This is a genomic window from Agrobacterium sp. 22117, from assembly GCF_052045735.1.
Classification (GTDB): domain Bacteria; phylum Pseudomonadota; class Alphaproteobacteria; order Rhizobiales; family Rhizobiaceae; genus Agrobacterium; species Agrobacterium cavarae.
Genome location: NZ_JBQEPP010000004.1, coordinates 1 through 25,127 on the forward strand (window position 1 = coordinate 1; position 25,127 = coordinate 25,127).

General features: G+C 57.6%; 20 protein-coding genes. 5 read left to right on the forward strand and 15 right to left on the reverse strand.

What is annotated here, in order from left to right; translation table 11 throughout:
• Nucleotides 1-191: 191 nt before the first annotated feature.
• From ACTJKV_RS12080 to treZ, 10 genes are all read right to left on the reverse strand, one after another.
• Nucleotides 192-1,286, reverse strand: coding sequence for an acyltransferase family protein (locus ACTJKV_RS12080; protein WP_440598714.1), 1,095 nt, complete (start codon nucleotides 1,284-1,286; stop codon nucleotides 192-194).
• A 73-nt stretch (nucleotides 1,287-1,359) separates the two neighbouring features.
• Nucleotides 1,360-2,439, reverse strand: a complete 1,080-nt coding sequence (locus ACTJKV_RS12085; protein WP_440598715.1) for a D-TA family PLP-dependent enzyme — start codon at nucleotides 2,437-2,439, stop codon at nucleotides 1,360-1,362.
• 127 nt (nucleotides 2,440-2,566) lie between these two features.
• Nucleotides 2,567-2,983 carry a carboxymuconolactone decarboxylase family protein gene (locus ACTJKV_RS12090; protein ID WP_440598716.1) on the reverse strand — a complete coding sequence of 139 codons (417 nt, stop codon included), beginning with the start codon at nucleotides 2,981-2,983 and terminating at the stop codon, nucleotides 2,567-2,569.
• Nucleotides 2,919-3,347 (reverse strand): MerR family transcriptional regulator, encoded by a 429-nt coding sequence (locus ACTJKV_RS12095; RefSeq protein ID WP_440598717.1) that lies wholly within the window; start codon nucleotides 3,345-3,347, stop codon nucleotides 2,919-2,921. Before ACTJKV_RS12095 ends, ACTJKV_RS12090 begins: the two co-directional genes overlap by 65 nt.
• Nucleotides 3,348-3,478: 131 nt before the next feature.
• Entirely contained in the window at nucleotides 3,479-4,516 is a 1,038-nt protein-coding gene (locus ACTJKV_RS12100; RefSeq protein WP_062600649.1) for an NAD(P)-dependent alcohol dehydrogenase, read from the reverse strand.
• 248 nt (nucleotides 4,517-4,764) lie between these two features.
• Nucleotides 4,765-5,541 carry a pyrimidine utilization protein D gene (gene rutD / locus ACTJKV_RS12105; protein WP_440598718.1) on the reverse strand — a complete coding sequence of 259 codons (777 nt, stop codon included), beginning with the start codon at nucleotides 5,539-5,541 and terminating at the stop codon, nucleotides 4,765-4,767.
• Between the two features lie 5 nt (nucleotides 5,542-5,546).
• Nucleotides 5,547-5,936, reverse strand: coding sequence for a pyrimidine utilization protein C (gene rutC / locus ACTJKV_RS12110; RefSeq protein WP_062423499.1), 390 nt, complete (start codon nucleotides 5,934-5,936; stop codon nucleotides 5,547-5,549).
• 18 nt (nucleotides 5,937-5,954) lie between these two features.
• Entirely contained in the window at nucleotides 5,955-6,692 is a 738-nt protein-coding gene (gene rutB, locus ACTJKV_RS12115) for a pyrimidine utilization protein B (protein ID WP_062423500.1), read from the reverse strand.
• On the reverse strand, nucleotides 6,689-7,780 hold the full coding sequence (gene rutA, locus ACTJKV_RS12120) for a pyrimidine utilization protein A (RefSeq protein ID WP_111849902.1): 1,092 nt from the start codon (nucleotides 7,778-7,780) through the stop codon (nucleotides 6,689-6,691). The genes rutB and rutA overlap by 4 nt, the downstream gene beginning before the upstream one ends.
• A gap of 372 nt (nucleotides 7,781-8,152) precedes the next feature.
• On the reverse strand, nucleotides 8,153-9,931 hold the full coding sequence (gene treZ, locus ACTJKV_RS12125; RefSeq protein WP_440598719.1) for a malto-oligosyltrehalose trehalohydrolase: 1,779 nt from the start codon (nucleotides 9,929-9,931) through the stop codon (nucleotides 8,153-8,155).
• A 246-nt stretch (nucleotides 9,932-10,177) separates the two neighbouring features.
• On the opposite strand from treZ, the gene treY reads away from it, so the two are divergent.
• The 3 genes from treY (at nucleotide 10,178) to ACTJKV_RS12140 (ending at nucleotide 15,371) form a co-directional block, all read left to right on the forward strand.
• Entirely contained in the window at nucleotides 10,178-12,706 is a 2,529-nt protein-coding gene (gene treY / locus ACTJKV_RS12130) for a malto-oligosyltrehalose synthase (protein ID WP_440598720.1), read from the forward strand.
• A gap of 193 nt (nucleotides 12,707-12,899) precedes the next feature.
• Entirely contained in the window at nucleotides 12,900-14,099 is a 1,200-nt protein-coding gene (locus tag ACTJKV_RS12135; protein ID WP_440598721.1) for an MFS transporter, read from the forward strand.
• Nucleotides 14,100-14,576: 477 nt separating this feature from the next.
• Nucleotides 14,577-15,371: a 2-keto-4-pentenoate hydratase gene (locus ACTJKV_RS12140; protein WP_440598722.1), complete on the forward strand. Its 795-nt coding sequence runs from the start codon at nucleotides 14,577-14,579 to the stop codon at nucleotides 15,369-15,371.
• A gap of 147 nt (nucleotides 15,372-15,518) precedes the next feature.
• On the opposite strand, the gene ACTJKV_RS12145 is transcribed toward ACTJKV_RS12140, so the two are convergent.
• From ACTJKV_RS12145 to ACTJKV_RS12155, 3 genes are all read right to left on the reverse strand, one after another.
• The gene (locus ACTJKV_RS12145) at nucleotides 15,519-16,340 is read right to left on the reverse strand and encodes a bifunctional allantoicase/(S)-ureidoglycine aminohydrolase (RefSeq protein WP_440598723.1); all 822 of its coding nucleotides are present in this window, start codon (nucleotides 16,338-16,340) and stop codon (nucleotides 15,519-15,521) included.
• 184 nt (nucleotides 16,341-16,524) lie between these two features.
• Nucleotides 16,525-16,896, reverse strand: a complete 372-nt coding sequence (locus ACTJKV_RS12150) for a DoxX family protein (RefSeq protein WP_440598724.1) — start codon at nucleotides 16,894-16,896, stop codon at nucleotides 16,525-16,527.
• A gap of 258 nt (nucleotides 16,897-17,154) precedes the next feature.
• Nucleotides 17,155-18,198, reverse strand: a complete 1,044-nt coding sequence (locus tag ACTJKV_RS12155) for a class I SAM-dependent methyltransferase (protein ID WP_440598725.1) — start codon at nucleotides 18,196-18,198, stop codon at nucleotides 17,155-17,157.
• A 312-nt stretch (nucleotides 18,199-18,510) separates the two neighbouring features.
• Between ACTJKV_RS12155 and ACTJKV_RS12160 the strand changes: the two genes are divergently transcribed.
• Nucleotides 18,511-20,493, forward strand: coding sequence for a putative bifunctional diguanylate cyclase/phosphodiesterase (locus ACTJKV_RS12160; protein ID WP_440598726.1), 1,983 nt, complete (start codon nucleotides 18,511-18,513; stop codon nucleotides 20,491-20,493).
• A gap of 64 nt (nucleotides 20,494-20,557) precedes the next feature.
• Here the strand turns inward: ACTJKV_RS12160 and ACTJKV_RS12165 are convergent, their stop codons facing one another.
• Nucleotides 20,558-21,037 carry an Lrp/AsnC family transcriptional regulator gene (locus tag ACTJKV_RS12165; protein WP_111849888.1) on the reverse strand — a complete coding sequence of 160 codons (480 nt, stop codon included), beginning with the start codon at nucleotides 21,035-21,037 and terminating at the stop codon, nucleotides 20,558-20,560.
• A gap of 85 nt (nucleotides 21,038-21,122) precedes the next feature.
• On the opposite strand from ACTJKV_RS12165, the gene ACTJKV_RS12170 reads away from it, so the two are divergent.
• Nucleotides 21,123-22,070 carry a DMT family transporter gene (locus tag ACTJKV_RS12170; RefSeq protein WP_440598727.1) on the forward strand — a complete coding sequence of 316 codons (948 nt, stop codon included), beginning with the start codon at nucleotides 21,123-21,125 and terminating at the stop codon, nucleotides 22,068-22,070.
• 21 nt (nucleotides 22,071-22,091) lie between these two features.
• Here the strand turns inward: ACTJKV_RS12170 and ACTJKV_RS12175 are convergent, their stop codons facing one another.
• Nucleotides 22,092-24,821, reverse strand: coding sequence for a DNA translocase FtsK (locus ACTJKV_RS12175; RefSeq protein WP_440598728.1), 2,730 nt, complete (start codon nucleotides 24,819-24,821; stop codon nucleotides 22,092-22,094).
• Between the last annotated feature and the right edge of the window lie 306 nt (nucleotides 24,822-25,127).

Below are 25,127 nucleotides of genomic sequence, written 5' to 3' on the forward strand. Positions count from 1 at the left end.
GTCGCCAGCAGCGCCGCCGCCCTCGTCAGTGAGCGGACTTATAAGAGACACACCCCAAACAAGTCAACAGAGGTTTTTCATAAATCTGTCGTTTTCTCGTAAGTGATAGTCATCGTTGGGTTTTTTCGATCCAGCAAAAGTCGGGGCGTTCAGAGCGCTACCAATTCGCGCTTTCCGAAACGCTCGCGCTCTCAGAACTGCGTCGCGTTCACCAGCTTTACCCTGCGCCTCAAGCGTTTCTGCATCGGCTGATCGAAATATCTCGTCAAAACCCAGGCAAAGGTCGTGGCGAATGCGGTGAAAAGCAGTCCGGCAGGATAGGCGATCCACCCCGTGCCCGTCCAAGGCATGAGGAAAGCGACCCATGCGAGCAAGGGAATGTGGAGAACGTAGAGGCCGTAGGACGCCGTTCCCAGAAACGAAGAGATGGCAACCAACCATCCTTCCGGCGCGACCTTGCTGGCAACAGCGAGCAAGACTGGCCAGACGAGGAAAACGACGAAGAGATCGAAGAAGGGACGAACCTCATTGGTAATTGGCAGGAACAGGATCAGGCAGACAAGCGTCAGGCACAGAAGGGCAAGGAGCTGATGCCTGATCTGAAAACTGGTATGAAAGCGATAGATCAACACCCCGACGAAGAAGGAAAAGAACACGCGTGCCATACCGGCATACATCTCATGCCAGCGAAAACCTGCGTGCAATTTACCAAATTCGATAGCGGCGACCACCAGCCCGATCGCTGCGACTGCGATGACGACTGCGATCCTCCCGCTCTTCCAACGCGCACCCCACTTGGCGTAGACGACGTTGGCCACCAGCTCGTTGAACAGGGACCACGCCGGGCTGACAAGGAAGAGCGCGCCATTGAGCGTCAGCGTAAACGGCGCCGGCAGGAAGAGAATGCTTGTGAGCAAGGCAAAAGCCAGTTCGCCCAGACTGATCTTTCGGTGCAGGTCGTCGATCGGCGTTGGCAGGTCAAGCGCATAGAGGAGGACGAAGAAGGCCGCCATGATCGCAAGTGCGATGATGTAGAGCGGGTAGAGCCGGTAAAAGCGCGCCTTCATGAAGGTGAGCGTTGAGATTTTGCCGCTTCGCAGTCTTTCGCCATAGGCATGTGCCAGAACGAAACCACTCAGGGCGAAGAACAGATCGACGGCCAGATAGCTGGATGCTTCCGGCCTACCAAAAAAGAATTCCGCGTGGCGGTGGACGATTGCGACAGCTGCAACGCCCCGAATTCCATCCAGTAAAACGAAGCGTTCGGGCTGAGGCGTCGCAGTCATCAAAATTCTCAGAGGTCAATAAAACTCACAAACGCGACAGCCTCTCTACGGTTCATCCTTCCGAGCAAAAAACTCAGACGATCAGGCCGCGCGCCGCGACAGGCCAGACTTCCGGCTCGGACATGTCTTCGCCAATCACTGTCAAGCTATCGACCAGGTTGGTGACGACGCAGGCGTGGTTTGGGACAATGCGAAGCTTGTCGCCTACCTTCAGCCCGATCGGTCCTTCGGTCACAAGACGCCCGTGCTCCTCCGACAGCTGGTCGATCGTGATGTCTTCACGGCCGAGCACATGCCCATAGCCTATGAGACCAAGAAGGTCCGACGTCAGCGCTTTCGAGCCGGCATCGATGATGGCGCGGTTTTCTGCCGGAACCGAAACGACCGTGGCAATCACGTTCAAGGCGCATTCGTCCCAGCCACAGACGCCACGGGTCACAAGCGATCTATCGTTATAGACGTATGTTCCTGGGCGATATTCCGTCACGACCGGTGCCTTCGCCGCATGCATCATCGACGGTGTGCCGCCGGAGGTGATAACGGCAACTGCAATCCCCTTCTCTTCGATCAATCGCTTGGCCTGCGTCATGAAGCTCTGAACCGCAGCCTCACCTGAAGGTGCCGGATAGGTCATCAATCCGCCGAATACCAGTCCCGGCGCCTGATCGATGATGACGGCCAGTTCGGCAGCAGCTTCCGGCGTAGGAACGCCGCAGCGGTTCGCACCCGTATTGCACTCCACCAGAACGGTGAGCGGTTCCGGCGCATCGGCAAAGGCCTGCGAAAGACCCTGCACGACCTCGGCACTATCGGCAACCACCGATAGCCGAACCTTGCCGGCAAGGGCACGCAGTTGCTTCAACTTCGCAGCACCGAGAATGTTGTAGGTGATCAGCACGTCCTTGATCGCATCGCTTCCCGCGACCATCGCCTCGGCTTCCGATACTTTCTGGCAGGTAATCCCCACTGCCCCTGCCGCGAGCTGTATTTCCGCAACCGCCGGGAGCTTATGCGTCTTGATATGCGGCCTGACCTTCAGCCCGTGGATGTTGGCATAATCCTGGAAGCGGGAGATATTCTTCTTGGCAATGTCGAGGTCCACGACAACGGCGGGCGTGTTGAGCTCGGCAATCTGCTGGTCGGATAGGGGCATGACATCCTCAGGGGCAACGCTGGTTTGGCGGCGGGACGCTATATCCCTTTCTGTCCCATGGCTACAGGGAGATGGAGAAATAGCGCCCGCCGTGAGTTCGCGCGGGTTTAGCCCTTGGAGTTGCCACTCACGCGGCCGCGGCTTCCCGCTCGTCCATCGCAGCAAAGACATCCTTGGCGGCAAACAGGCCGTTCAGTGCTGCTGGAAATCCGGCATAGACCGCCATCTGCATGATGATTTCGGTAATCTCGTCACGCGATAGTCCGACGTTGAGGCCTGCCTCGATGTGCACCTTCAACTGCGGTGCGGCATTGCCCATGGCTGTCAGTGCAGCGATGGTTGCGATTTCCCTGGCCCTGGTATCGAGCCCGGGCCGGCTGTAAATGTCGCCGAAGGGAAACTCGAACAGATAGGTCGCGAAGTCCGGTGCGATATCGGCGAGCGCCGCAATTACCTTTTCTCCGGCCTCACCATCAATCTCAGCGAGCGCGCGTTTGCCGCGTTCCAGCCGGGTTTCGTTTGGATTTTCCTGTAGTTGCGTCATCATCCGTCATCCTCTGATCTTCGCCGGCATATCCGGCGATCTTCTGGTCGAGGACGAGGAGGCACTGCTGAAGTTCGGCAACCCGATCACGAACCTCGTCACGATGCGTTTCCAGCATCGCCTGCCGTTCGGGCACGGTCGTGTCGCCCTGCTTTCGCAAGGCGGCATAGCGCAGCATGTCCCGGATCGGCATTCCTGTCGTTTTCAGCCTTCCGAGAAACTCGATCCAGATCAATATCTCGGGATCGTAATCGCGCCTGCTCGAGCGGTCGCGATCGGCATAGGGCAGCAAGCCGATCCGCTCGTAATAGCGGATCGTAAAGGCCGAAAGGCCGGAGCGTTTCGCCAGTTCACCGATCTTCATCAGCACCTCATCGTCATAACGCAGAGGAAGCTACAAGTTAGAGCGCACTCTAGGTCAATAGCGATTCAGACCTTTGGCGCGAAATAATTCAGCGGGTGCCAAAAGGAGCTTGGCACCCGGCACCGCGCCTGTCATTGCGGCATGGTAATCTGCAGCTTCACATCGGTTTCGCGCGCTTCCACGGCGCGGTCGAAACCGGCGATGCTGTCTTCGAAGGGGATGGTGGCCGAGATCAGCGGCTTCAGATCAACCTTGCCGGAACCGATCAGCGCAAGCGCGCGGTCGTAGACATTGGCGTATCGGAAGACAGTCTCGACCCGCAACTCCTTGGCCTGCAATCCGACGATATCGACCGGCACCGGATCGACCGGCATGCCCACAAGCACAATTGCCCCGCCTGGACGAGCAAGCTTTGCCATGCCGAGAATGGCAGGAGCCGCCCCTGAGCATTCGAACACGATATCGCAGCCCCAGCCATCGGTTGCTTTGGCGACAGCATCTGGCAGGGATGTTTCGCGGATATTGACCGTCTCGATACCGTCATAGGCACCGATGATATCAAGTTTGGGCTGAGCAAGATCGGCAACAATCACCTTGGCGCAACCGCCCGCAAGGGCTGCAAGCGCCACCATCATCCCGATCGGTCCGGCACCCGTGACCACTGCCACATCGCCGGGCTGGATCCGTGCTCTCAGTGCTGCCTGCATGCCTATGGCGAAGGGCTCGACCATGGCGCCCTCGCCGAAGGAGACGTTGTCGGGCAGCTTGTAGGTGAAGGCGGCCGGGTGAATGACCTCTGGCGTCAAGCAGCCATGAACCGGCGGCGTCGCCCAGAAGGTCACGGCCGGATCAACATTGTAGATGCCGAGTTTGGCGGCACGCGAGGTCGGGTCGGGAATGCCCGGCTCCATGCAGACACGGTCTCCGACCTTAAGATGCGTGACCTCTGCGCCGACTTCTTCAATCGTACCGGCTGCCTCGTGGCCGAGCACCATCGGCGCCTTCACGACGAAATGGCCGATCTTGCCATGCGTGTAATAATGCACATCCGAGCCGCAAATGCCGACGGTGTGGGTGCGAATCTTCACATCTTTCGGGCCGAGCGTGCCGGGAATATCGAAGTCGCGAAGCGACAGCTTTCCCTTCTCCTCCAGAACCAGAGCCTTCATCGTTTCCTCCTTCAATCTTGATGCGACACGCGCCTACAGCGTCGGCCCGAAAATCGGAATTGATTTTCGGAAAGCACGATGCTGTAGATCCAAAAAGTTAGAGCGTCCTTTGCGTCCTAAACGGACGCACGGCGCTCTATAAGAAGGTGATGAAACGTCAGGCGGCGGAAAGCAACCCCTTCCTTTGTGACATTTCTGTTTCTTGGAAGGGGTGATGTTGCTGTGCCTGAACACGTAACGAAAAAGTATTAGAAGGCTTGCAAAAAGCGCAGTATAGCAGCGTTGAAGGCATCCGGAGCCGTTACGTTGACAGCGTGGGCTCCAAAGTCGACGAGCTGCAACTGGCTGTTTGACAAGCCCTCCGCCAAACGGATCGACCGCGTGTAAGGCACGAGAAGATCGTCGCGGGTGGCGATAACCAGCGTTTCCGTTTTGATATCCTGTAACCGGTTATCGACATCGAAGGCACGCAGGGCAGCGATGCGGCGAAGGATATTGCTGCGCCCCTGAAAATGATCGATGGCGTGACGCTCCTCCGCCTCCAGTCTTTCCGCATTTTCCGACATCCAGACTGCCGGATAGAGAAACAAAGGCTGCGCCTTGACGAAAGCCGGAACGCCTGACTTTTCCAGAAGCTCGACGCGCACATCAAAGCACCGTCCGGAATGCGGATCGGCCTTGCTCCAGGCATTGATGAGGACGAGCTTTCCGATCATTCCGGGCTTGCGAAGGGCAAGATCAAGGCCGATCAGGCCGCCCAATGCATGTCCCATGAAATCGAAGCGGGTGAGACCCAGTTGCTCGGCAATCTCCAGCACATCATCCGCCATGGCCGCGATGCCGCCATCGGCTGGCACCTCGCCACCGGTGCGTCCGCAACCGCGATGATCATAGGTGACGATCCGATAGTCATCCGATAGCGCCGCAAGCTGCGGCGCCCAGTAGCTTGCGGAACCGCCGAGGCCCGACGACAGGATAATCGTCGGCGCATCGGCGTCTTGTCTTCCGTAGAGATCGAAATGCATTGCGCTTACGGTTTGCCGATATGAGCGACGGTTGCGATTTCCACCAGCGCATCCGGCTTCACCAGACCGCATTGAATGCAGTAGCGCGCCGGCTTGTCGCCTGGAAAGTACTCGGCATAAACGGCATTGACTGCCTGATAATTGGCCCAGTCGGTGATGAAGATATGGTTCATCGTCACATCTTCCATCGTACCGCCAGCGGTTTCAATCACCGACTTGATGGTCTCCAGCACGTGACGGGTCTGGGCGCTGGCGTCACCCACATGAACGACGTCGTTGTTCTTGTCGAATGGCAGCGTTCCGGAGACATAGACGATCCCGTCTGCCAGCGTGCCGGGCGAAAAAGGTGCAATCGGCTTCGAGGTGCCTTCTGGAACGATGATCTTCTTCGGCATGAGTTTGTCCTTCTACAATCAGGAATTGGCAGGCGCAGCCTGGCTGATGACACCACAGAAATCATTGACGGTCGCTACCCATCCGAAAAACTTTTCGACGTTGTAGACAGTCGCCTGCTGAATGAAATCGGGGCCGAGATGATGGGTCGCGTCTTCGAGCATGATGCCGAAATATTCCAGATGAAAGGCATCGCGAAGCGAGCTTTCGACACAGACATTGGTGGCAATGCCAACGAATACGAGGTTTCGGATGCCGCGGGCGCGCAAGATGCTGTCCATCTGCGTGTTGAAGAAGCCGCTATAGCGGGTCTTCGGCACAAGGATGTCGCCGGGTTTCGGCTGAAGTTCATCAACGATGGCGTAATCCCAGGTGCCTTTGGCAAGCAGCTTGCCCTGAGCATCCGGATTGGCGCGCATATATTTCAGCGCATTGGATTTGTGCCAGTTGGGAGAGCCCGGACCGCCAGCCTCGACATAATCCTTGTCCCAGCCATTCTGGAAATAGACCACCTGAACGCCGGCAGCGCGCGCCGCATCCAGGGTTTTACGGATATTATCGATCGTACCCTTGGCACCGGAAATGTCGAAGCCGGCGAGATCGACATAGCCGCCTTCCGTCGAATAGGCATTCTGCATATCGACGACGACGACGGCGGTCTCTTCCGGCTTTAGCATGATCGGCTCCGGACGCGCCGGCAGTGTAACGCTCTTGCTGTGAACGGCGGGCGCCTGGTATCCTGTTGTCATGGTGCTCATTCCGCCGCCTCGAGAAGGGGCTTTACATGTTTGCGGCATGCCATCAGCGGCTGGATCTTGGTGCCGAAATCTTCGACGCCCTTGACGAAATCGTCGAACGTCAGAAGCACGCCGCCCGTCCCAGGCACGGTCGGCACCTCATCAAGCAGTCGCGCTACGGTTTCGTAGGAGCCGACAAGCGTTCCCATATTGATGTTGACGGCCGAGACCGGGTCGGCCATCTGCCGGACATTGGTGTCCGAACCGGATTTGGTGTCTGCGGCACCCTGGACGCCAAGCCACTTGATTGCTTCTTCGTCGGCACCGGCCTTGTAATGCTCCCACTTCGCCCGGGCGGCCTCATCCGTTTCGTCGGCGATGATCATGAAGAGCACGAAGGACGATACATCGCGGCCTGTCTTGGCTGTTGCTTCCCTCAACCTCTCGGCGGCGGGCGCAAACGCGGTGGGGGTGTTGACGCCGACACCGAAGCAGAAATTGTAGTCGGCATATTTGGCGGAAAACTCCATGCCGGCATTGGAGGAGCCCGCGCAAATCACCTTCATATCGGCCTGAGGCTGCGGCGACAGCCGGCAGTCGTCCATCTGGAAGAACTCGCCCTTGAAGTCGCTCTGCCCTTTTTCCCACAATTCGCGCAGGATCGTAGCGTATTCGGCAAGGTATGCGTAGCGCTTGCCGAAATACTCGTCGCCCGGCCACATGCCCATCTGCGAATATTCCGGCCGCTGCCAGCCAGTCACGAGATTGATGCCAAAGCGGCCGTTGGAAATGCTGTCGATGGTGGAGGCCATTCTTGCGACGATGGCCGGCGGCATGACGAGTGAGGCAGCTGTGGCAAATAGCTTGATGCGCGTGGTGACGGCGGCAAGACCTGCCATCAGCGTGAAGGATTCGAGATTATGATCCCAGAACTCGGTCTTCCCCCCAAAGCCGCGAAGCTTGATCATCGACAAGGCGAAATCGAAACCGTATTTCTCAGCCTTGAGGGTGATCTCTTTATTCAGCTCGAAGCTAGGCTTGTATTGCGGCGCATTCTCCGACAACAGCCAGCCATTGTTTCCAATCGGGATAAAGACTCCAATTTCCATAAATATGTCCTTCTTCGAACTCTACCGATAATGCTTTGTGACTTGCAGCACCGGGGACGGCATAGATGTGGCATCAGCCTCAAGCCCCGGCGGATCGACTATTTCGACGACAGATTGTTTAAGTCTTCTCGTTCCCCTCGGCTGAAATAGATCAATAAATCGTGGGCCAATGGGCCTATCGCGCAATCGGCAAATCGGCCCGAAAGAGGGATGCTCACCCGACTGGACGCAAAGATCAACCGAAAATATTGCATGCTTGACGATCGGTATTGTCGATTGCAAGCCACGCAGGTCCGAGGCAGCGGAGGCTGCTGCTTCACGGCCTTTGTAAAGTGGATGATTGTCAGGCGTTGAAACCGCCTGACGTCTCAATCAAGCTGGTTGTAAGGTCCACCGGACAGCCCATGGCGATATGGCCTTCGCGCTGATGGTTCCAAGGCTGAAAACCTCGCCGCCGGTTGTCGCGTCGGTCTCGGTTTCACCGTTCTTTTCGGAAAGATTGGCGGTGAGGCGAAGCGTTGCCCCGTCCTCCATTCCCCAGTCGACCGTAACAAGGTTATCCCTGACATCGTAGCGCGTTGTATCGGGGACGATCTTCGTCAGCAGCGGCACTATGTGCCGTTTCCGCAGGTCGAGCAGCGTCTTGTAGAAACTAAGCAGCTCGGATGCTTTATCATCTCCAACCTTCGACCAGTCGAGCTTGCTGGCTATAAAAGTTTCCTTTGCGGTCGGATCGGGCACATTCTCGCCGTCGAAGCCCGGGAGGCGAGACAGCTCCTCGCGGCGCCCATCCCTCACCTTCTGATTCAAGTCTTCGTTGAAGTCACAGAAATAGCGGAAGGGATCGCGCGAGCCCCACTCCTCCCCCATGAACAGCATGGGGATTTGCGGCGCGAGCAGATAGATCGCGGTGATCGCCTTGAGTGCCGCTTCCGGAGCATAGGTCTGCATCCTGTCGCCGAGCGCCCGATTGCCGATCTGATCGTGATTTTGAATGAAGGAGATAAAGGCTGTTGGCGGCAGGTGAGCGCTCGGCTTGCCGCGCTCCTCATCGCGATAAGGCATATGCTCGCCTTGAAAAGCGAAGCCTTCGGCTAGGGCGCGACCGATCTTATCGTCATCGCCCGAATAGGCCTTATAATAACCGAAGGTCTCGCCGGTCGCTGCGATATGGAGCACATGGTGAATGTCGTCATTCCATTGCGCGGTGAAACGCTCCGGCTTCCCCTCCGCATCACGGCTCAAGAGATCGCTGTCATTCTCTTCGTTCTCGACGATCAGATGAATGTGGCGGTCAGTTATGGCGGCACGAACACGGCGGGCAAGTTCGCTCAAAAGGTGTTCGTCGCTGTCGTCGACGATCGCATGAACGGCATCAAGCCTTAAGCCGTCGAACCGGAATTGCGTTACCCAATAGAGGGCATTCTGAATGATGAACTCACGCACATGCTCGGATTGCTCATCATCATAATTGAGGCCCTGCCCCCATGGGTTCTCGTGATGCGGCGAAAAGAGCGGCGCGTAATTGGGCATGTAATTGCCGTCCGGGCCAAAGTGATTGTAGACGACATCGAGGAAGACACAGAGCCCGCGCTCATGGGCGGCATCGACAAGCGCCATCAAATCTTCCGGACGGCCGTAGCTGCTGTCCGGCGCGTAGGGCATGACGCCGTCATAGCCCCAATTATAGCCACCTGGAAAATCCGCGACAGGCATGATCTGGATCGCCGTGACGCCGAGATCACGCAGGTGATCGAGATGGGCGATCGCGCCTTGGAACGTCCCTTCTTTGCTGAAGGTGCCGATGTGGAGTTCATAGATAATGATCTCCTCCCAAGGTCGTCCGTGCCAGTTGGCGCTCTTCCATGGGAAGCTCGACAGATCGACGACCTCACTTTGACCATGGACGTCGCGCGGTTGAAAGCGCGAGGCGGGATCTGGAACCTCCAGGCCATCCGGCAGGGTAAAGCTGTATAGTGGGGCCTCAGCTCTCGGCTTGCGCAGCCGATGCCAGCCCTCATCGTCCCGCTTCATCGCCTCCGGCGTTGCGCCTTCAATGTTGAGCAGCACCTCATCATGTAAAGGTGCCCAAAGGCGAAACTCGATATCCTGATCGGAAATGGCTGGACCAAAATCGAATGCGTGAACCACCGAAGACCCTCATGCTGTTGTGCACTGCATCAAACCGAACTTCGTGAAAAAAGTTCACGGGCTTTTCCTGAATTTCTCACAGCTTGTTCGACATCGCGCAAAGCGACTCCTCTGGTGGAACTACTCGCCCACAAGCGCAGTTTGCGCAGCGCTTCATAGATCTTCGGGACCAGAACGTCGAAGCCATCGACTGTTCTCTCACCAGCTTTCACCGGCCAAAGCAGCGGCCACTTTTGGGATTGTCGCATGAAATTTCCGATCGCCACCTATCGCCTGCAATTCCGCAACGGCATGACCTTCGATCGGGCGAGCGCGCTCGTGCCCTATCTGAAAACGCTCGGGATCAGCCATCTCTATGCGTCACCGATCTTCACGGCGACATCGGAATCGACACATGGCTACGATGTCACCGACGCGAACGAAATCGATCCTGCGATTGGCGGCCGAGCTGGCTTCGACCGCATGGTCGAGACGTTGAAGGATGCGGGGCTCGGTCTCATTCTCGATATCGTTCCCAATCACATGGCGGCATCGCTTGAGACCCCTTGGTGGAAGGATGTGATCGGACACGGCGCGGAAAGCCGATATGCGCGCCATTTCGATATCGACTGGTCGCGGCGCTTGACGTTGCCGGTTCTCGGCGATGATTTTGAGGCCGTGCTGGAGGCGGGCGATCTGACCATCAAGCCCGATCCGAAGACGGGCAAGCCAAGTTTGGCTTACTTCGAATCGTTCTTTCCGCTGAACCCGGCGACATATGACGGGCGTGAAGACGAGATTTTGAAGATTTCGGACAAGGCTTCGCTTTCGCAACTGCATGAGCAACAGCCCTACCGGCTAATGTCGTGGCGGGATGCGGCGCGTGACCTGTCCTATCGACGCTTTTTCGAGGTCACGGGACTTGCTGGCGTGCGGGTGGAAGACGAGGCGGTCTTCGAGGATAGTCATCGGCTGATCCTCGAACTGGTGCGCAGCGGTGCCGTTCAAGGCCTGCGTCTCGACCACATCGATGGTCTTGCGGATCCGAAGGGATATCTCGACCGGCTGCGGCAGGCCGCAGGACCGGACTGCTATATCGTCGTCGAGAAAATCCTGGGCGAAGGCGAACAGCTTCCAGCCGACTGGCCGGTTTCTGGTACGACCGGTTACGAGTTCGTCGCCGCCCTCAGCCATGCCCTGGTGGATGGCGCGAAACTTAAGGTGTTGCAATCCGCCTATGCAGGTCTCGGAGAAAAACGAGTCGATGCGAAGGAGCAGTTGCGCGCCGCAAAGCTCTTGATGGCCAGCAGGAACTTCGAGGGTGAGGTCACCGTCCTGGTGAAACTGGCAGCCAAGATTGCCGAGCAAGCAGGACGCCCTACGACGGAAAACGAACTGAAAGACGCGCTTAGCGAAATGCTGATCGCCTTCCCGGTCTACCGCACCTACGGAACGCTTGAGGGCATGCGCGCGGACGACAAGGCCCTCCTGGACCAGGTCATTGAAGGCATTGGGGACGCTGGCCATCCCGTTTCGATCGAGGCGCTTGCCTTGGTCAACGGCATCCTCAAGGGCGACGTGCCAACCTCTGCGGCGCAGGATGCGGTGATTTTCCGTACCAAATTCCAGCAATTGACCGGCCCGATCATGGCGAAGTCCATCGAGGATACGCTGTTTTTCCGTCACAACATGCTGCTTGGCCTGAATGAGGTCGGCGCTGAGCCTATCCAGCCTGATTTTTCTCTCGATCATTTTCATGAGGAAATGCGGATCCGCAAGGAACGGCAGCCCATGGGGATTTCAAGCACCTCCACCCACGACACGAAGCGTGGCGAAGATGCGAGAGCCCGCCTCTATGCGCTGTCGGAAGCACCTGAACTCTGGATTGCAGCCGTTGAGGAATGGCGTGCAACGAATGCCAAGGCTGTTCAGCAGCTTACAGATGGCCCTGCTCCTGAACCTGAAGTCGTGTGGATGATTTACCAGGCGCTCGCCGGCTTTCTCCCTCCGCGCTTCGCCGCCGATGACGACAAGACGGTCGAGGAATTGAGAGAGCGCTTCCTTACCTATCTGGAGAAAGCGCTGCGTGAGGCAAAACTCAGGACCGACTGGGGTGACTCCAACGAGGCGTATGAAGAGGCTGTTCTGGGCTATGCCTCGCACCTTTTTTCGAAAGACAACAAAGATTTCCTGACGCGCTTTGCCGAGACCATAAAACCCTTCATCGAGGCCGGGCTTGCAAACGGCCTTACCCAGACGATCATCAAGCTTATGGCGCCTGGCATTCCTGACATCTATCAGGGAAGCGAAGGCTTCGATTTCAGCCTTGTCGACCCCGACAATCGCCGCGAACCGGATTATGATACCCTGTCAAAACGACTGGCAGAAGGACGCAAGCCGGATGCGGCCGATATCTCCGCCTGGTATGACGGTTCGCTGAAGCAATATGTCACCGCCGCGCTGCTCCGCCTGCGGCAATCGGAGCCTGACCTCTTCAACGACGGAGACTATGTGCCGCTTGAAGCCACAACCGGGTCCGGCAGGAAGCTGATCGCCTTTGCAAGAGTGAACGGTGAGAAGGCCGTGCTCGTCGTTCTCCCACGCTTCACGCTTGGCCATGGCGAGGGTCGGGCCCTTCCGCCAACGCTTGGCGACGCTACCGTAGACCTTCCGGCGGCGCTGAAAAACAAGCGGCTCCGAAACGTGTGGACGGAAGATCAGATCGAAACGAGCGATATTCTGAAATTGGTCGCGTCCGATGAAGGTCACCCTTTCCTGGTTTTCGGGACGGTTTGATCATCGAATCTATCGCAGCTTCGGCTTTCAAAACCGAAGCTGCGCTCGCGATCGGTTTGGCCGAAGAAAAAAATATCTTAGGCAAATCTTATTTTCCTAAAATACACGAAATCCGGAAATTTGACCTTGAACATGAGGGCCCGAACTCTCAGAAGAGGCAAACGCGTGCAAGCGCGTGTTTGGAGATCCCCTCATGGCCAGAGTGACCAATCCCGGCTTCACCCCCGAAGTAACGACCTTTTCCATTATCGCAGCGGCAAGCTTCTGCCACATGCTGAACGACATCATGCAGTCGCTGTTGACATCGCTTTATCCGCTGCTCAAAGCCAATTATGCGCTCGACTTCGGGCAGATCGGGCTTTTGACCTTCGCCTTCCAGGTCACGGCGTCGCTGTTACAGCCGGCTGTCGGTGTCGCGACGGACAAGTGGCCCATGCCGTTTTCGCTTCCTGCCGCGATGCTCTCCACCTGCACGGGCCTGATCACCCTTGCCTATGCCCATAGTTTCCCGGTTCTGGTGCTTGGAGCCTGCCTGATCGGCGTCGGCTCGGCGATCTTTCATCCTGAAGCCTCCCGTGTGGCGCGCGTCGCCTCCGGTGGACGCCACGGTCTGGCACAATCCTTCTTCCAGGTGGGCGGCAATACGGGCACGGCAATCGGACCACTGCTTGCGGCCTTCATCGTCATTCCGAGAGGCCAGGAGGTTCTCAGCTGGTTTTCGATCATTGCGCTGACCGGCTTTGCGATCCTGTCATGGGTCAGTATCTGGTACAGCCGCCATCGGCGCAGCGCGGCAGGAAAACGACCTGTCAGCCGTGAGTTGCCGCTGCCCCGCAACAAGGTGTTGATGACGCTTGCCGTTCTCGTGGTTCTGACCGCGACGAAAAACGCTTATCTTGCCAGCATTTCCAGCTACTTCACCTTCTTCACCATCGAGAAGTTCGGTGTCTCGGTGCAGAATGCGCAAATCCTGCTGTTTCTGTTCCTCGGCGCTTCCGCTGCCGGCGTCTTCTTTGGCGGCCCGATCGGCGACCGTTTTGGCTCTCGCGTCGTTATCTGGTTCTCGATCCTCGGCGTCATACCCTTTGCCCTGATCCTGCCCTATGCCAACCTCCTCTGGACAGCGGTTCTGGTGGTCGTCATAGGCTTTATCTTCTCGTCTGCCTTTTCCGCGATCGTCGTTTTCGCGCAGGAACTGGTACCGGGTCGCGTGGGGTTGGTTGCAGGCATGTTCTTTGGCTTTGCCTTCGGCTTCGGCGGGATTGGTGCTGCGGTCCTTGGCGTCTTCGCCGATCGGCAGGGCATAGAATTTGTGTATCAAATCTGCTCGTATCTTCCGCTTCTGGGCCTGCTGACCGTTCTTCTGCCGCAACTGCCCGGCCGCCGTATCTGAGGTGAAGAAGCCGCCGGCTGTCTCTACTGCATCGGCCCGAAAATCGGACTCAATTTTCGGGCCGATGCGTCAAATCAAAGAGGTACAGTGCTGTGCGTCCAATCGAACGCGCGGCACGCTAAGCCTGCGGCATTTTTCAAGATCAAATCCTCTAGGTCTTGCCTCGGGTCCTCAGAGCCACATCTTCCGAAGTTAGCCAGATGATCAGAGTGTGAAAGCTGGCGACGAGCCTCTTTATGTTAAGGACTTCCTGGCGGTAGATGCTTGAAAATATTCAGATCGTTACTGCGACAAGCAACAGGAGAAGCTGTATTAGCGGCTACGGTTTATCCGTGACGGGCATGTAGACCGACGTAACTACATGCTTAATATTGTGTTGACGACCGGCCTTTTGTTTCCCGGCCCTTGCGCCGTTCTCTTGTCAGCGTGAGATTTGCCTGTAATGAAGCTGTGAAAGCCGGACCTGCGGGGAAATATATGACGACGATCACGGAAGCGAATATCAGACTCGGTATGATTCTGGCTGAAGCGGAAGCACGACAGTCGTCCATCAGCGCCGAGAAGCTCGAAAGCCGAGACCTCATCCCGCCAACGATCGATAGCGCGATGGCCGTGCAAGCGTTGGCTGTCGGCACGATCGGCAAGGACGTTGCCGGCTGGAAGCTTGGTCTGAACAATGGTCGCCCGGTCGCAGCCCCCCTTCTCGATCTTTATGACGAGGTGCAGGACAGCACGCTGACAGTCCCGAAGCCCGGTGCCGTCGGCATCGAAATCGAAGTCTGCTTCGTGCTTGCCGAGGATCTACCCGCGCTGCCGCTCGGCGAGACCTATACGCGCGAGACGATCCTGGAAGCGGTCGAATCCATCAATCTCGGCGCAGAGTTCGTCAGCTATCGGTTGACGGAAGAAAATCGCGTGCCGTTTCCGCTGTTCCTCGCCGACAGGCTTGCCAACCATTCCTTCGTGCTCGGACCGGCCATCGACGCCTCCGTCATGGAGGCGCTTGCCCTTCAGGACCCGAACCTGCCACCGCTCATGGTCGAGGCGGAGGACGACGTGCTCTTCGGCGCCATCCCGGCGCATCCGCAAATGGACCCGGTTGGACCTCTTCTCGCCTACGCCAATGCGCAGAACGATCACTTGGGCGGGTTGAAGCGTGGTCAGGTGATCACCACAGGCAGCCTGTGCGGGATGATCCGCATTGGTGACGCAACGCGGATCACTGCTCGCTGGGAAGGGATCGGCGAAATGGACATCCAAATCCCTGGCTGACACCTCTAAAGCATCCGCCCAAAATCGGAGACGATTTTGGGAAAGCAGAATGCACTAGCTCAAAGCAGATATAGCGCCCGTTTTCGTGGGCGCGCTCCTGAGCCTTGATCTCAAACGTCGCCGGTTTTCAGGACGATGCTGCGACGACTACCACAGCTTCACGTGACGGTTGACGTCCTTGTAGAGAAGATAGCGGAAACGGCCTGGGCCACCGGCGTAGCAGGCCTGCGGGCAGTAAGCACGCAGCCACATGAAGTCACCCGCTTCGACTTCCACCCAATCATCGTTGAGGCGATAGACCGCCTTGCCTTCGAGCACGAAAAGGCCGTGCTCCATGACGTGGGTTTCCATGAAAGGAATGGTCGCGCCGGGTTCGAAGGTGACGATGTTGAGATGCATGTCGTAACGGCCATCCGCCGGATCGATGAAGCGGGTGGTTGCCCACTTGCCATCGGTGTCCGGCATGGCGGAGAGTTCATGCTCGTCCTCATGCGTGAAGATGGCTGGCGGCAACTCAAGTCCTTCAACCTTGTCGAACACCTTGCGAACCCAGTGGAATTTCGCAGCCGAGCCGCCCTTGGCTCGCAGCGACCATTGGCTTCCCGTCGGGATGTAGGCGAACGAGCCCGAGCGAAGAGCGTGCTCCTGGCCTTCGAAGGTGATCGTCATCTCGCCATCGACCATGAAGATCGCCGCCTGGGCGCGCGCATCCGGCTCCGGCTTGTCGCTTCCACCGCCCGGCTGCACTTCCATGATATACTGTGCGAAAGTCTCGGAGAATCCGGTCATCGGCCGGGCGATGATCCAGGCGCGCGTATCGGTCCAGTGCGGCAACACGCTGGTGACGATGTCGGACATGACCCGCTTTGGAATGACCGCATAGGCGGTGGTGAACACCGCTTTGCTGGAAAGCAGCTCCGTCTGCCCTGGCAACCCGCCAAAATCAGAGTAGTAACGCTTCTTTTCCATCATGCACTCCAACGATTCCATATCGAGCCACAAGCATCGCGTGGCCTGTTCGCAGCTAGGATTACCCCGCAATCATTCCACTCGCCAGCGCGATTTCCAGACTTCTTCGATTTTTTGAAGCACCGAGATTGCGCCGTGCGATGCGATAGCGCGCTCGCTCGCTCGAAGCCGGGATCTTGTTCCCTCAGACCTTGAAAGGCATGAGCTGCCGCATGCGGCTATCGCGAAAATAAAGCCCCGCCCAGGCGGCAACGCCCACCACCAGACAAACGATCTGAGGAGGGCTCAAAATCTCTCCGACGCGAAAGTGGGTGCAGATCGCACCACCGAGAAAGGCTGTCGTCAGAACGGCGCCGATCACCGACGTGGCCGGGATAGCGTAGAGGACGCCGCAAATCAGCGCGATGATCCCGATGGCGGGCACAAGGTTGGGAGGAAAGCCCGTGGCATCCCTCTCCGCCTTCAGCGTCTGTGCCGCAAACAGCCCTGTGTAAGCATCGACAAGCAAAAAAAGAACAACGAGCGCCGAAATGACGCGTCCCGCACAAACCATCATGATCGTCCCCTCAGGAGATAATGTGCCCCGAGATGAAATTTTACAGATTATGGTGAGCGCGACAATCACCAATACTGGGCTTGGATAACAAACAAGCCCCGGTATCAAGGCTAAAAGGCGCGACCATTTGGAATGTCGTTGGATTGGTCAGGGTCGATGGTTCAGATCGACGAACACTATCGCTCGTCGATCTGAACCATGAAGGCTAAAATGGCCTCAGCCTCTCTTCTCATCGAAACGGTGAGGTCATTTGGATTTTCAGAGCTTTCTGATCACGCCGTAGACAATGTTGTGGTTCTGCCCATGGAAGACCTCGCTCTCGGCAAGGGACGGAGCGATGCTGGCATTGATGATCTTCCACATATCCGCCTTGCTGCGCAGAAGCAGCGTCCAGTTCATGAAGGATTCCATGTAGCCATCGACGGCAATGTCTTCAGCGAAATTGGCGAAGAGGAAGGTGCCGCCGGGTTTCAGCATATCGAGGCATCTCTGCGTCAGCTTGATTGCCACCTTATCCGTCAGATAATCATAAAGACCTGCGGCATAGACGAAGTCGAATTGTCCAAGATCGTGGGAGCGGGCAAGAAGATCTTTGACCGAACCGTCGACAGCTTCGACGCACGTGCCGGCAAAGTCGCGCGCAATAGAGCCGATGCTTAAGGGGTCCTGATCGAGAGCAACCCAGCGCTTGATCCCCTTCGAGGCAAGCGCTTGCGAGCGGTTTGCCTCGCGCAAATGACCGGCTGCGATCGTGAGGATCTCGGTCTCCGACCCTTTCTCCTGCGCAATGTCATCGACGTAACGCGTCAGAATATCGCGCCGTTCGCGAACCGCGACGGAGGATGACGCCTCGCGGGTATAGTCATAGAGGGCGGTACCCAAAGGAGAGGCCGCTGCAAGTGGGTCGGCGACACTGTCGTGGCCGTAGATGAAGTCCAGAAGCTGCGCATCGCCGGAATAACCACGCGGCTTTTCGAAGGACCATCGGGTGAAGGGATCTTCGAGGAAATAATCGGCAACAGGATGATGCTGGATGAGCGGCAGAAGCTCAGTCCACACGCTATAGTCGTATTTTCTACGCATTTGATGCAGCCTGCCCGCAACCGCGTGTATTATGGTTGCAGGCGCGCCACCGGCAAGAAACTGTTGGTGTGCCAGGTTGAGAATAAGTGCCACTTCTGCTTCCGCAACAGCAAGATCGCGTTGCGAGTTGCTTTCATTTTGCGTCAGCAGTTCCTTTGAAACTGAATCCGGCGTGACCAAGCTTTGCCCGTCCAGCGCGATACGATTGTTTCGAGCCACTAAGAAATCCCCTTATAAGCCATTGTTAATACTAGATTAATCGACGGCATGCCAGCGCAGCACCGACGATTGGAAAACCAGGGAAGAGGAATTCTTTTCTAGGACTTAACTATTAAGGTATGACTAATGACTAAAATTACACGAGTAGGATTCAAACAAACTTAATCGGCATGCGAGTATGAATATTGCGCAAGCTTCCCCGTTTCCGCAAAGGGAGAGGACGGACGGTTGGGGGTGGAGCAGACCGAGCATTGGAATTTATCAGGTGAGCATGATCGCTCGCTGAAAATTCGTACAACTTTAGGAACGTGCATGAAGCACAGTTTGGCACATAGTGTGGAGCTCGATCTGCAGGCGGATGCATCTCGCACCGGCGCCGAGACGCTCGTGCGGCAGCACTTCTTCGAAGAGGCCGACGTCAAACGCCGAGTGGCAATCCGTAAGGGTCTCTGGGTTGCCGTTCTGATCTATCTGCTGTTTTCCGTCACGGATGTGCTTCTCGTTCCGGATGTCTCCGTTCACACGACTTTTGCTCGCTTCGTCGTTGGCATTGCTGCCCTGCTGATCCTGGAAACACAGGTGAGAGTGGAAACGAGAACCGACCTCATGGATGTGACCTGCGCTGCGGCGCTGGTCTGCGGTTATCTCGGCTGGCTGTTGCCAGCGTTGATGACGGCCTACACCATCAACATGTCCTACTACATGGTCTTCGGCGCGATCTTCATGATGGGCGCGAACCTGTTTTTCACCTTCAACTTTGCACTCTCGCTGTTTGCATCCGGCGTCATCCTCGTGATCTTTTTCGTAGCGCTGAGCTTCCTGCACAAAGACATCTATTATCAGATCGCGTTCGGCACCTTCTATCTCGCCTGCTTCAGCTTCACCTCCTATGTGAACTGGCGCCTCAATCGGGAGCGCACCCGCGTCTTCCTAAGCACTGTCGAGGCAAAGGTTCGCCAGCGCGAGGCCGACGATCGCGGCGAGGCCTTGTTGAGGCTTTCCAATACCGACCCAATGACCGGCGTTGCCAACAGGCGCGCGGTCGACGCCCATTTGCGCCGCCTGTGGAGCGACTGGATCACGTCGAAGCGGAGTTTCGCGGTCTTTCTCATCGACGTCGATTTCTTCAAGAAATACAACGATTATTACGGCCATCAGGAGGGCGACCGTTGTCTCGTCCAGGTTGCCCACACACTCCAGGCAGCAATGAGCGACTACGATGCCGTGGTAGGACGCTATGGTGGAGAAGAGTTCATCACGCTCATGCGCTACAAAACGCATCAGGAGATCGAACAGGTTGCCGAGCTTCTCCGCCGCACGGTCGAAAATCTTTGTCTCGCTCATGAACGCCGACGCGATGGCACCTCCGTCATTACCGTCAGCGTTGGGGCATCCTATGCACGCCCGATCCCGATGCCGAAACTGGAGCGCGTAATCCACGAGGCCGACAGGGCGCTCTATCTTGCCAAGGAAAGCGGGCGCAACCGGATCAAGCTCTTCGACCCCGACGATCCACTGACCAGCGACGATACGGAAAATGTCGCCGCCCTGTTGGATATTGCCATTCAGCAGGATCTCGTTTCATTGGTCTATCAGCCGATCCGCAGCCTCGTGACCGATCGTGTCCAGGCAGCCGAAGCCCTGATGCGCCTCAGACTGCTGGACGGCACGCAGGTTCCCCCTAGCATCTTTATCCCGATAGCGGAGCGGATCGGCAAGATTACCGATCTCGGGCTTTGGGCGATCCGAACCGCCTGCCAGCAGATGCTGCAAAGCGGCAAGGTGCAGGTCGTCAGCGTCAACGTCTCCCCCATCCAGCTCAAGCGCCCGGGTTTTGCCACCTCAGTCGCCGCCATTTTGGGAGAACTCGGAATTTCAGGCGGGCAACTGGCTCTCGAAATCACCGAAGGTCTCGAGATGGACATGGATTCTGATGTCCTGCGCTGCATCAGCGATCTTAGGATGCTCGGAATCAAGATGTGGCTGGACGATTTCGGCACTGGCTTTGCCGGTCTCTCCTGGCTGAGACTGATCGATTTCGACACCGTCAAGGTCGACAAGTCCTTCCTCCACGATGGCGCGACGCCTCGGGGCCGGATGATGTTGAAGGACATCATCGGCCTCATCCGCAACCGCGGACCAAAAATCCTGGTCGAGGGTGTGGAGACCGTCGAGCAGTTGGACCTGATGCACCAGTTCCGGATCGACCACGTACAGGGCTACTTCGTCGGCCGCCCGGTACCTGCCGATGCCTTCGAGGTGTCGGGAGCGAATGGCGTGAAGGGTGCCCGTTAGCACCTCTTCCGAATGGGCTTGCCGAGGGCTATCCGCAACCGCCGCACCAGTGCTAATCTTACGTCTACAGCGGCGGCAAGCGCCGTTTTACAGACGTTCCCTTGATGACGGCGGTACTTGTGACAGCGTGTTCCGAAAGGGCTTCGAGAACATCATCCATCTGCTCAATAGAATGCACCACAAGACGAGCTAGGAAAGGGTCGTCGCCAGTGATTTTGTCGCACTCGACAAACTCAGGCGTCTCCTGAATCAGTCGCTCGACAAGATGAAGCTTGCCGGGCAATGGCCGAATTCTCACCATAGCCCGCACCTGATAGCCGATCGCCCTCGGGTCCAGATCAAGATTGAACCCCCGAATGATGCCGGATGTTTCCAAGCGCCGAACCCGCTCCGCGACGCTTGGCGCAGACATTCCAACGATGCCGGCAAGTTTACTCATCGAAAGGCGAGCGTCGGAATCGAGTGCCGAGACGATTTGCACGTCAATCGCATCGAGCGAGGATTTTTCAGTTTGAAGGTTAGGAACCGCTTTTGCCTTCGACATGGCGGTGACAATACGCCGCCAGGCTCAGAAACTCCATATAAATCCGTCAAGCCGCATAGGATGATTTCTCAACTAGGAGAAAGCTATGCTGCTTGGGATCGTAATAGGCCTCGTCACTTGCGCCTTATGGGGCCTCACCTTCATCGCCCCTCGGGCGGTTGAGCCTTTTACGACGTGGGATTTGACAATTGCGCGTTATGGAATTTTCGGGCTCGCTTGCCTGTTGCTAATGATCGATCGACGTTTCCGGCCTGAAGGCATCGCGCCCTTTCGCCTTCTGATAGGACTTCTGCTGGGTAGCGCGGGATATGTCGGCTACTTCATCAGCGCAGCCTTTGCCGTGAAGTTTGCTGGCGCGGCGGTTCCACCGGTTATCATCGGCACCATGCCGGTCATCCTAGCCATCATCGCCAATTTTCAGGACGCTTCCGCTCCGTGGAGAATTGTCGCATTGCCCCTTGCGCTGATCGTACTCGGTGTGGCGCTTGTGAATGTCGCAGCGCTCAACGCCGCCAGCTTGGATGATGTGACATCAATCCTGCTCGGAGTGACTGCCAGCTCTGCAGCGTTGGCCATCTGGATCGTCTATGGTCTGGTGAACGCGGCCGTCATGCGGTCTCCAGACGCGCCAGACGGCCTAAAGTGGACGGGGTTGCAAGGCGTTGGCGCGGCCATGGGAAGCATACTGCTGTTGCCACTGGCCTCTTTCGATTTAGCTCATACGGCAACTTCGGCGGAAGCCTTCAGGTTTTTCTCATGGGCGCTCGTCATGGGATTGGCTGGATCGTGGCTCGCTACTTGGTGCTGGGTCGTTGCATCTCAACGATTGCCGCTGGCTCTCGCGGCCCAACTTATCGTAGCGGAAACGATCTTTGGTCTCGCCTATGGCTTCATTTTCGAAGGTCGGTTTCCCACACCCACCGAAGCGATCGGAGCAGCGATGCAGATCATCGGCGTCTGCTCCGCGATCACCATTTTCAGCAAGCAGTACGCGCCGCCACGAGAGCATACTGCTTCGCGGCGAGCGCTTTAAAATCGGGCTAGCGACCCACTCTCAGTCGCCAGCGCCGGGTACCTCGTGAGCATCCCGCTCACCAATGATGATGGCGCGCTTGCCGACATGGTTGGCGGGACCGACAATGCCCTCCTGCTCCATCCGCTCCACCAGCGATGCCGCGCGGTTGTAACCGATCGACAGTCGACGCTGGATGTAGGAGGTCGAGCACTTCTTGTCGCGCAGGACCACCTTCACGGCCTTCTCGTAAAGGTCGGCCGTATCGTCTTCGGCCATGGCGGTCTTGTCGAAGACGGCGCTGTCCTCATCCTCGCCGTCCTCGGCCTCATCGGCATCTTCCGTCACCGTGCCCAGATATTCCGGACGGCCTTGCGTCTTCAGATGTGCGACGACCTTTTCGACTTCCTCGTCGGAGACGAAGGGTCCGTGAACACGGGCGATGCGTCCGCCGCCCATCATGTGTAGCATATCGCCCTGGCCGAGAAGATGTTCGGCGCCCTGTTCGCCCAGGATCGTGCGGCTATCGATCTTCGAGGTGACCTGGAAGGAGATGCGCGTCGGGAAATTCGCCTTGATCGTGCCGGTGATGACGTCGACCGAGGGACGCTGCGTTGCCATGATCAGGTGGATACCGGCGGCACGCGCCATTTGTGCCAGGCGCTGGATCGCGCCTTCGATTTCCTTGCCAGCCACCATCATCAGGTCGGCCATCTCGTCGACGATGACGACGATGTACGGCATGGCCGTAAGGTCCATTTCCTCCTGCTCGTAGACTGCCTCGCCCGTTGCGCGGTCGAAACCGGTCTGGACGTTGCACATCACCGTCTCGCCCTTGGCGCGAGCAGCGGCAGCGCGCGCATTGTAGCCGTCGATATTGCGAACGCCGAGGCGCGACATCTTGCGATAGCGATCCTCCATCTCGCGCACCGCCCATTTCAGCGCCATGACGGCCTTCTTCGGATCGGTAACGACGGGAGTTAGGAGATGCGGAATACCGTCATAGACGGAAAGCTCGAGCATCTTGGGATCGACCATGATCAGGCGGCATTCTTCCGGCTTCAACCGGTAGAGCAGCGACAGGATCATGGTGTTGATGGCAACGGACTTACCTGAGCCCGTCGTACCAGCCACCAGAAGGTGGGGCATCTTGGCGAGTTCAGCCACCACCGGCTCGCCACCGATGGTCTTGCCAAGGCAGAGCGCCAGGTTCATCCGCGTATCGGCGTAGTCGTGGGATTCGATCAGTTCGCGGAAGTAGACAGTCTCGCGCACCGGGTTTGGCAATTCGATGCCGATGACGTTGCGGCCAGGAATAACCGCCACGCGGGCCGATAGCGCCGACATGGAGCGGGCAATGTCATCCGACAGGCCGATGACGCGCGACGACTTGACGCCCGGGGCTGGCTCGAATTCATAAAGTGTCACGACGGGGCCAGGGCGCACATCGATGATCTCGCCCTTGATGCCGAAATCCTCAAGCACGCTTTCCAAAAGCCCTGCGCTCTGCTCCAACGCTTCCGGCGTCATTGTCGTCGTCTGCTGTACCTGCGGTGGCTGCAGAAGGTCGATTGGCGGATACTCATATTCGCCTTCCCCGAAGACAGGTGCATCGAGGAACATTGGCTGATTGTTGCGAGCAACCGTGCGGATTTCGCGGCGCGGCGACGGCGCCTCAATCGCAACCGGCTCAACAACATCGACTACAGGGACGGCCTCATCGACCGGCGTCGCCTCAACGATCTCTGCCGGCTCGGATTGGGCCGGCTGATAGCCACGAACACCGACTTCGCGATAAAGCGAGACGGCCGATCCGTTCAACTCGGCCGCTGCCGGCGTGGCAGGCAGGCTTGGCCGGGGCTGCTGGCGAATGACGACAGGCTCGACCGCGCGTGCCTGGCGCAAGAGCGGAACACGGATGGGGGCCGGCTGCTGCTCAACTGCGGTGAGTTTTGTCGCGGCGAGACGCTGCGCCTTCAGCCTTGCCAGTTCAGACAGGCGCATGGGCTGACGGTCCGGTGCAATCGTGCCCTCGACGTCGAGGTTCATGACTTCCCAGAACATGTCGTCGGAAAGGTGGGCAGCGAAGGATGGCACGTCGAGCGTGGGCTTGTGCTGGTGCTCTGCCGGGAAGCAGGCGACATCGATCTGTTCGGCGGCACCGGTCTCGCGCCTCGCTTCGATCGCGACTGGCTGGACCGGGGCTTCCACCGATGTACCGGCTTCGGCCTGCTGCATTAGTTCCTGCTGCTGGCGCAATGCCAGTTCGCGACGCAGACGATAGCTGAGAGCCCTGGCACCCGTGGCACCTGGCGGCTGCGGCAGCACTGCAGGCTTTGCGATGCGGCGCTCCACCGGTGCCGACTGTTTCTCAGTCGAAGTCGCAGACGCCTGGGCGGCATCTTCAACCACGGGAGACTCCCCCTCGCCCTGTTCTGCTGATTGCTCTGCGACGATGTCTTCACCGGCAGCGTTCTTCCTGGAGAAGATGCTCTGCGGCGTGCGGGAAAAGCGGACATTCGGGCCGAGCGTGAACGCGTTCTGCCAGCCGGGCATATCCGGGCGGCCTTCAATCGCATTGGCAGCGATCTGATCGGCGTTACGACCCACGGCGGCGCGCTCAGCCTTCGTCAAGCTTTGCGCCGGCGCGGCCGGGATTTGGGGATGCTGAACCATGTTGTCTGCCGATTCAGCCTCTCCCCCCTCTATCGCATTGCCTGGATTATTAAAATTGGATCGGGGAAAACGCATGACAGCCTGTACACTCATCATAAACGGACAATTGGCACAGCAACTGAGATAAAAAATAAAGGTTAACCGCCTATTGCTAAAGCGGCCGAACTCGCGAATTTCAACAGAGTTAAAGCTGGCTGTGGCGACCGTGCCACGCAATTCCAGCACTTTCCCGCTTACCGCTTTATCTTAAAGCTGAAACGGTTTTTTCTGCCATCCTCAGTAAGGGCGCCCTCCGGCCTCCCTCTCCCCAATTCATTGCGCTTCATAACAACAAACTAAACATTGGTGACTTTACAACTGACATGTTAATGTCTTATCACATCTCCATCAGTTTTGGAGGAG